Source organism: bacterium (assembly GCA_024228115.1).
Lineage (GTDB): Bacteria > Myxococcota_A > UBA9160 > UBA9160 > UBA6930.
This window is the reverse complement of record JAAETT010000372.1, coordinates 1-7866: the sequence shown is the minus strand read 5'-3', so window position 1 is coordinate 7866 and position 7866 is coordinate 1. Positions and strand designations below refer to the sequence as shown.

Here is a 7866-nt window from a genome sequence, read left to right as displayed (position 1 = left end):
CTGTTTCTCTGCGTCCAAGACATTTGCCATGGCCGGCGAGGCTATCCGCCTCGCCCGCCTCAACGTCCTGGACGACTCCCCGTTCTATGGCCGGTTTTCAGGTGATCACGTATGGCCGCTTTTGGGTGTTCACCGAGGCCAGTCAACTTGAAATGACCGAATGTCTGATTATCTGCTGTCGAGAGCGTGCCGTCGAACGTGTAGGACATGCTGGTGGGCAGCTGGAATGTGATCGAGAAAGTCGAGATTCCGCAGAAATGCGACGTACCGGCGGTGGTCGAGACACTTCCTGTTCCGCCCATGGCCGTGGTGCCCACCGTCGTATTCTGAGCGGCGGTGATTGAGCCTCCCAGATCCGCGGGAAGCGTCAGGGAGTCGACGTAGGGCGCGAAGGGCGTCGGCGGCCCTTGGACCACGTCTTCGATGGCGCAGCCGAACCCGGTCGCGGCGACACTGATTTCGCGGTCATCGCTTACGAGGATTGCATCGGCGGCCGCCGAGGTGCTCAGTCCGCAAATCGTCAGGTTCAGCAACAGTCCTATCCCGACCAGGATTCGGTTTTCCATGGGACCTCCACTACAAACAGATTCTACTCCCGAGAGTGACACCGGATCAAGCGAGTGGCGACGGAGGACGCCTTGGAGGCCTCCGGGAGCGACGCCGAGGAGGATGCATGGCTAGTTGCGGCGTCAGTCCCGGGCACAACAGCGCATGTCGTGTTTGCAATTCCCATGCAAGTGAGAACTTGAGAAGGTCAGCCGTCTCGCGTACTTGCGTCGAGTCCAGCTCGGGGGGATCTACACCGCGAGAGGTGCTCGGAAGGTCCTCGGGAAGGAATACGCCCAATCAGATCCGATAGAGTGTCTGACCATGCCCGCTCGCGATGAACTCATGTTGCGCAAGGCCCGGGAGAAGATGGAGGAGCTGGCGGTCGGCCGGATCCAGCGCCACATCTTGCTGTGTTGCGATCAGACCAAGCCGAAGTGTTGCGGTCGAGACGAGAGCCTCGTCTCGTGGGAATTCCTCAAGACCCGGTTGTCGGAACTCGGGCTGGTCGCTGAAGGCGGTGTCTTTCGAACCAAGGCCAACTGTCTGCAGGTCTGCATGAAGGGGCCGATCGCCGTGGTCTACCCGGAGGGCAGTTGGTACCACGGCTGCACACCGGACGTGCTCGAGCGCATCATCCAGGAGCACTTGATCGGAGGGCGCCCGGTCGAAGATCAGCTGTTGTTCACCCATGTCTTGCCCCGACCAAACGACACCGGGAGTTGAGAGGTGAAGACGGACGGGATCGGCGGCGCTCGCCCGAAGTCGAGGCGAAAGTGGAATCTGGCGATCGCATTCCTCCTCATCGCCTGTGGAACGGCGGGTTGTAGCGTTCCCAGGATGCTCGCAGTGCGAGCACTCGTCTGGTTCGAAGGCTCGGAGATGCCGGCCCTCGCTCCCAGGAACGATGAGGGCGACGCGGTCCGCTGGTTCGACGACTACTACACGCTCGAGTGGATCGATGCATCGACGATCGCGATCGGCGAGCCTCGCTACCACCAGCAGAACTACAGCTACCTGATCCTCGGAAACGAGAGGGCGGTGCTCTTCGATTCCGGCCCCGGTGTTCGGGACATCCGTCCAGTCGTCGACGAACTGACGGCATTGCCCGTGATCGCGGCACCGTCCCACCTCCACTTCGATCATGTGGGCAGCCAGCATCGCTTCGATCGCGTCGCGATGATCGATCTTCCGTACCTCAAGGCACGCGCACCGGATGACGTACTCACGCCAACGGAGGAAGAGCATCTTGGCTTCGCCGAAGGTCGTCCGGTTCAGCCTCTCATGGTGACCGAATGGTGGGCACCGGGCGACGAAATCGATCTCGGCGGGCGGCGCCTCCAGGTGCTGACCACGCCCGGGCATACCACGGATTCCTGGGCGCTCTTCGACGAGACGCGCAGCCAGCTCTTTACCGGCGACACCATCTACCCTGGCCCGCTCTTCGCGTTCCTCCCGAACTCCTCCGTCGGCGACTACCTGGCCACGGCGGAAGGGCTCCTGGCCCGGATCCCGGAGCAGGCGCAGCTTCTTACGGCTCATCGCGTGGAATCACCGGGCGCACCTCGCCTTGCCTTCCGCGATCTGGTCGATCTTCACTCCGCCCTGGTGAAGCTCCGTGCGGGGGGACTCGAAGGCGAGGGCTTCTTTCCCGTGATCCATCCGATCAACGAGCGAATGACCCTATGGGCCGATCGTCCGGGAGGGCAGCGCTGGGATCGTTAGGACCAGGGACGGCCGCCCGGGGCTAGTCGGTTCGCAAGTACCAGACGTAGCCCGAAAAACACAGAGTGGCTTTTTCCTCCGGAAAGATTGGAACGAGTGTCTGGTTCATCCATTCCCTGGCCGCGGATAGTGATTCTGAACCCAACTCCACGGCAGATATGATGTTGGATTGTGTGAGCATGAACTCGACGTACTGCTCTCTCGACATTGGGAGAGCGTTCGAATACTCCTCCTGGTCGAGATGAAAGCCATGCCGCTTGGCCTCGGGCGTGGTCAAGGGCGTTTCATCTCTTGGAGGTTTCGGGTACCGACCCAGGTATTGTTCATGGAACCACTGCGTGTATTCGGGCACATCGCTCATGCGGTCCGTAATGAAGTTGTCATAGACGACTAGCGAGCCAGTCGGCTTCAGGACCCGTTTCGCTTCCGGGAGGAAGCGCTCTCGGTTAATCCAGTTGATGGCTCCGCATACCGTGATGACGTCGAATGACTGGTCCGGGAACCGAAGGTCCTCTCCCGGTGCGCAGTGGAAGACCACTCCGCCTTGCCCAACATCATTGGCGACCTCGATCATCGTGGCGGAGCTGTCCGTACCTACGACATGGTCCGCAATCTCGCAGAGCGCGACGGTCGACAGCCCTGTCCCACAGCCCACATCGAGCGCCGTACTCAATCTGCCCTTCAGGCCCAGGTGTGCCCGGATCTTGGCGATCACCAGCGGGTGATAGAAGGGACGATGCGCTGCGTATCCCTCTGCCACCCTCTTGAACGAAAAAAAGGTCATGGTTGTCCGTCGGCCCCAAAGGCTTCGACTGCTGAGCGTCTGCCGGTACGTCTCTTCAACTGGGAACCGCCGCGCTATACGATCGCGCGGTCGTGGCCTTCCCAATACGGGTCACGCAGCTTGCGTTTGTAGAGCTTGCCGTTCGGGTCGCGGGGCATCTCGTCGGTGAAGTCGATCGAGCGCGGCCATTTCTGTTTGGCCATGCGTCCCTGGTAGTAGGTGACGATATCGTCCCGCACGCCTTCGGACGCGTCGATTCCGGGGACGAGTTCCACGACAGCCTTGATTTCTTCGCCGGTGTCTTCGTTCGGAACGCCGAACACGGCGACGTCCTGGACGTGTTCGTGTTGTTGGATGACGCCCTCGATCTCGGCCGGGTAGATGTTGACTCCGCCGGCGATGATCATGTCATTGGCCCGGTCGTTCAAGAAGAGGTAGCCAGCCTCGTTGAAGTAGCCGATGTCGCCAACGGTGAAGAAGCCCTTGCGGCGGGCCTTGTCCGTCTTGTCATCATCCTTGTAGTACTTGAACTCACTGCCGCCCATGCGCATGTAGATGGTTCCGCTCGCGCCGGCGGGCACCTCGTTCCCATCGTCGTCGAAGATCACGACTTCGGAGTTCGGCCACGGCCGGCCGACGCTCCCCGGGTTCTCGCGCCATTCCTTCGGGGAGACGATGGTGCCGCCGCCTTCGGTCGCTGCGTAGTATTCCCAGATCACGTCGCCCCACCAGTCGAGCATCTTCCATTTGGTTTCGATGGGGCAGGGCGCGGCGGCATGGATCATCGTGCGAAGCGAGGACACGTCGTAGCGGAGACGCACCTCGTCCGGGAGCTTCAGCATCCGGTGGAACATGGTCGGCACCATATGGGAGTAGGTCACCTTGTATTTCTCGATTCGCTCGAGGGCTGCTTCCGGTGTCCAGCGATCCATCAGCACGACCGGGTGGCCCCAGTGGAGGGCCGTGAGGGTCCAGTTGTTGACCGCGGTGTGGTAGAGGGGCGCTTGCGTGATTTCCACGTGTCCATCGTGGGGTTGGATGCCGAACATCAGGAACAGCATCCCCGCCATCTTCCCGAGAACATCGGGGTGGGCTTCGGGCAGGTCGCGGCGAACGCCCTTTGGTCGGCCAGTGGTGCCTGACGTGTAGAACATGAAAGAGCCCGCTGTGGGATTGTCTGGCCGCGTCGTCGGCTGCCCGGTGAAGAGCTCGGACGAGGGCCGGAAGCCCGGGATCTCACCGACGGAGAAGATCTGCTCTTCGCTCAGGCCGGCCTCGTCTACCGCGCGGCGGGATTCTTCGGCAAAGAGTTCATGCGTGACGAAGATCTTCGTTTCCGCGTCGCGAAGGATGTAGGCGATCTCTGGGCCCACGAGATGCCAGTTGATCGTCGTGATGTAGAGGCCGGATTGGAACGCCGCGAGGCCTAGCGCGATCTGCAGCGTCGAGTTCGGCAGGGTCGTGGCAACGTGATCGCCACGCACGAGGCCTTGCGCACGAAATCCGTGAGAGATCTGATTCACCAGCTCGTAGAGTTGGCCGAAGCTCGTCTCGTCGTAGTTCGGCTCCGCGATCGCGAGGCGGTCCGGATCCTCCTGGGCGATGGCCCAGAAACCGGTGGTGGGGGAAGGGTCGCTCACGGGATTCTCCTCCTGCGACTTCACCATAGACCAGAATCGACACAGGGGACGTTCTTCGACGCAACGTGGGTAGGAGTCGGCGCCGCGTTCGCCTCCGCCAATGCCTCTATTCTTCGTCGGGGGCGAAGTTGCCGTGGAAGCCGAACGGGACCCGGGTGGGAAGTGCGACGCTTGCGATGGGGCCGGCGGTGATGTTGGCAGCGTCGAGGACGACGACGTCGGTTCGATCTTCGGCGGGATCGTAGACGTAGCTCAGGAGGAAACCATCGTCTTCGGCTGCATCGGTGCCGCGCGGGACGAAGACGGCTTCCATGGCCGCGGAGCCGTTCCCCGGTGTCCAGCGCTCTCTGCCTCCCGTTTCGAGGTCGTACTTGACGATGGCCGCGAAGTCGAAGGCGCGAGCATCCGAGGCTTCGGAGCTCGATGCGTAGCCGTAGCGAAGCTTGCGTCCGAGCTTGCGCTCGTCGTGGCGGGGGAATTCGATGGGACGATCGTCGAGCTGCTCTTCCTTGACACCGCCACTGGCCAGGTCGAAGGTCCAACGTGTCAGCCTCGGGTTGCCTTCCGTCGGCCCGTTCGTTTCCTGGTCGAATACCTTCTCGTGCCGGACGGCATCGAAGACGACCTGGTTGTCTACAGCATCGTAGGCATTCAAGGGGTGGAAGATGTAGCAGGTGTCGATCTCGAACCAGCGCACGTCACCCGCTGTACCCTCCAAGGGGAGCAAACCGATTCGCGTGCCGTAGTCCGGCCGCCACGCGTAGGGGAAACTCGCACCCTGCTCCATCACGCTCGGGTCGAAAATGCAGGGCATATCGAGCACGACGACCTGGCTCTCGGTGATCGCCGTATCGTGCACCATGGGTCCGCCCGGAACCGGAATCTCGAGGCTGCGGCGGACGCGACCGTCTTTGCCAAGGACCACGTGCTTCAGATGATCCCAATCCCAATAGTAGGTCACGGCATGCAGCTCTCCGGTGATCGGATCCTTCTTGGGGTGGGCCGTGAAGCCACCCTGGAGCGTCCCCCCGAAATCGCTGCGGGCGACAGTCTCGAGATCGTTGGTGAGCTCCACGGGCAAGCCCCCAGCTTCGACGATGGCCCAGGTCTTGCCGGCGTGGCTGATGACGTTGGTGTTCGCGACGTTGACACCCATCCCATGGCGCGGCCCCGGCACTTCCGGCCAGCCCTTGGCTTCGACGACCTGGTCGTCCCGCACGTAGCGATTGCGATACCACTCGGCCCGTCCATCGCGAAGCCGCACGCCGTGCACCATGCCGTTGCCCGTGAACCAGTGGTAGGGCTCGCTCGGCGCGACCGGGTTAGGCCCGATGCGCATCAACCGGCCATTCAACTCGCGGGGCAACTCGCCTTTGACTTCGAGATCAGTGGCTGTGAACTCCCTTTCGATGGGAGCAAAGTTTCCGGAAAGAAACGGAGATGTCGTCATGTCGCGATTCCTCGGAGTGTTGAACCGACGGCGTCGGTTGGACGCTTTCGAGAGCCGTGCATCAGCGTGGTGAGCAGATGCGGGAGCAGGTCGTCGAGGTCGTGGCCCATGACGAGCTTGCCGGCCAGATGCAGGGATACGAGTCCGTGGGCGGAGCTCCACATCAGGTGAGCCAGGATCTCGGGGTCGCCCTCGAGATCGCCGCTTGCGACGGCGCCCCGCACGGCCCCGAGCAGGGGCCGCCAGGCGGCCAATTCGCCCTCCCGCACGTCCGGGTATTCATCCGGAGAAGGCTGGGAGAGGGAGAACTGCAGGCGGTACGCATCCGGGCGCTCGATCGCGAATGTGGCGTAGGCCTGCCCGAGGGCGGCCAGCCGCTCGAGCGGCGATTGATCCGGCGAGATCGCAGCTTCCTGAGCATCGGCGAAAGCCTGGTAGGCGGCCGCGCGGACGGCCGCGAAGATCTCGTCCCGGTCGCGGAAGTAGCGATAGGGCGTCATCGGGCTACAGCCCAATTCCCGGGCGATCGCCCGCAGGGTGACTCCTGCATGGCCATCGCGGACGAACAGGCGTGTCGCGACCTCGACCAGGCGGTCTCGAAACGATTGGATCTCCTGCTCGCTGAGTGCGGCTCGACCCATTCGAAGTGATTACATCAAAAATTTACAATGTCCAAAAAATCTGATTGAGAGCCTCAGAAGGCTCGAGAGGCGACCGTGGGCGTTCCGGGGCTGCTACCTTGGCCGATGCGCCCCCGAGGTTCCGATGGCAGCCGCACACCCGATCATCGTTCGTCGCCCGGTGCTCGAACTCGACGAGAAGATCCCCCGCTACTGGTTCGACGGGGATCCCTTCGCCACCCACTACCTGAACGCGCTTTCATCGGTGTTCCCGGATGGTGAGGCTTTCTTCGTGCGGTCGGTTCAGCAGTATCGGGATCGCATCGAGGATCCAGAGCTGCGCGAGGCCATCAAGGGATTCTCTGCCCAGGAGGGGCAACACAGCCGCCAGCACGATCGCCATCTGAGAATGCTGGAGCAGCAGGGTTACTCGGCCATCGAGCCGACGAACGATCTCATGCGCAAGGTTCTCGAATGGAGTGTGCGCCGGTTCCCCCGAATGTCCCTCGCATCGACGGCCGCCCTCGAACATCTGACGGCGATTCTCGCGCGTCGGCTGCTCTCGGATCGGGAGCGCTGGCTCGAGCCGATGGATCCGCGCATGGCACAGCTCTGGGAGTGGCACGCGCTGGAGGAAGCCGAGCACAAAGCTGTCGCTTTCGATGTTCTCATGCAGGTGGCGCCGGGCCCCGGCCTGCGCCGCTGGTCGCTGACGTTGAACAGCACCGGCATCTTCTTCGAGATGTTGTTCCGTACCGGCTACATGCTCTGGAAAGATGGTGTGTTCTTCCGCCGAAGCACCTGGGCGAGTGGCTGGCGCTTTCTCTTCGGTGAGCGCGGTTTCCTTCGCGGCCTCGGCCCGGATTTCCGGTCCTGGTATCGGCGCGATTTCCATCCTGATCAGCAAGATGATGGACCGTTGATCGAAGCGGGACGAGCCCGGCTGGCGGTGCCGCTCGTGAGCTAGCCCCAATCCGTCGTTGTGAGGTGAACGCCGGACATTGAAATGGCCCTGTGAGTGTGAGATGAAGGAGTTACAAGGCTTCTCCACCGACACCCAACAAGGCCACTTCAGTGCGATTGATTCAAGGCTCTATTCGG

General features: G+C 62.2%; 8 protein-coding genes. 3 read left to right on the top strand and 5 right to left on the bottom strand.

Features of this window, described 5'->3' with window-relative positions:
• Window positions 1-59 precede the first annotated feature (59 nt).
• Window positions 60-566 (bottom strand): hypothetical protein, encoded by a 507-nt coding sequence (locus GY937_16520; protein ID MCP5058309.1) that lies wholly within the window; start codon window positions 564-566, stop codon window positions 60-62.
• A gap of 304 nt (window positions 567-870) precedes the next feature.
• On the opposite strand from GY937_16520, the gene GY937_16515 reads away from it, so the two are divergent.
• Together GY937_16515 and GY937_16510 are read left to right on the top strand one after the other, a co-directional pair.
• A complete protein-coding gene (locus GY937_16515; GenBank protein ID MCP5058308.1) occupies window positions 871-1272 on the top strand; it encodes a (2Fe-2S) ferredoxin domain-containing protein in 402 nt (133 codons plus the stop codon).
• Window positions 1273-1275: 3 nt separating this feature from the next.
• The gene (locus tag GY937_16510; GenBank protein MCP5058307.1) at window positions 1276-2271 is read left to right on the top strand and encodes an MBL fold metallo-hydrolase; all 996 of its coding nucleotides are present in this window, start codon (window positions 1276-1278) and stop codon (window positions 2269-2271) included.
• A gap of 22 nt (window positions 2272-2293) precedes the next feature.
• On the opposite strand, the gene GY937_16505 is transcribed toward GY937_16510, so the two are convergent.
• The 4 genes from GY937_16505 to GY937_16490 all read right to left on the bottom strand — a co-directional run bounded on the left by GY937_16505 (window position 2294) and on the right by GY937_16490 (window position 6786).
• Window positions 2294-2986 (bottom strand): class I SAM-dependent methyltransferase, encoded by a 693-nt coding sequence (locus tag GY937_16505; GenBank protein ID MCP5058306.1) that lies wholly within the window; start codon window positions 2984-2986, stop codon window positions 2294-2296.
• A 143-nt stretch (window positions 2987-3129) separates the two neighbouring features.
• Entirely contained in the window at window positions 3130-4722 is a 1593-nt protein-coding gene (locus GY937_16500; protein MCP5058305.1) for an acyl-CoA synthetase, read from the bottom strand.
• A gap of 79 nt (window positions 4723-4801) precedes the next feature.
• Entirely contained in the window at window positions 4802-6145 is a 1344-nt protein-coding gene (locus tag GY937_16495; protein MCP5058304.1) for a carotenoid oxygenase, read from the bottom strand.
• A complete protein-coding gene (locus GY937_16490) occupies window positions 6142-6786 on the bottom strand; it encodes a TetR/AcrR family transcriptional regulator (GenBank protein ID MCP5058303.1) in 645 nt (214 codons plus the stop codon). The genes GY937_16495 and GY937_16490 overlap by 4 nt, the downstream gene beginning before the upstream one ends.
• 124 nt (window positions 6787-6910) lie before the next feature.
• Between GY937_16490 and GY937_16485 the strand changes: the two genes are divergently transcribed.
• On the top strand, window positions 6911-7732 hold the full coding sequence (locus GY937_16485) for a metal-dependent hydrolase (protein ID MCP5058302.1): 822 nt from the start codon (window positions 6911-6913) through the stop codon (window positions 7730-7732).
• Window positions 7733-7866: the final 134 nt, after the last annotated feature.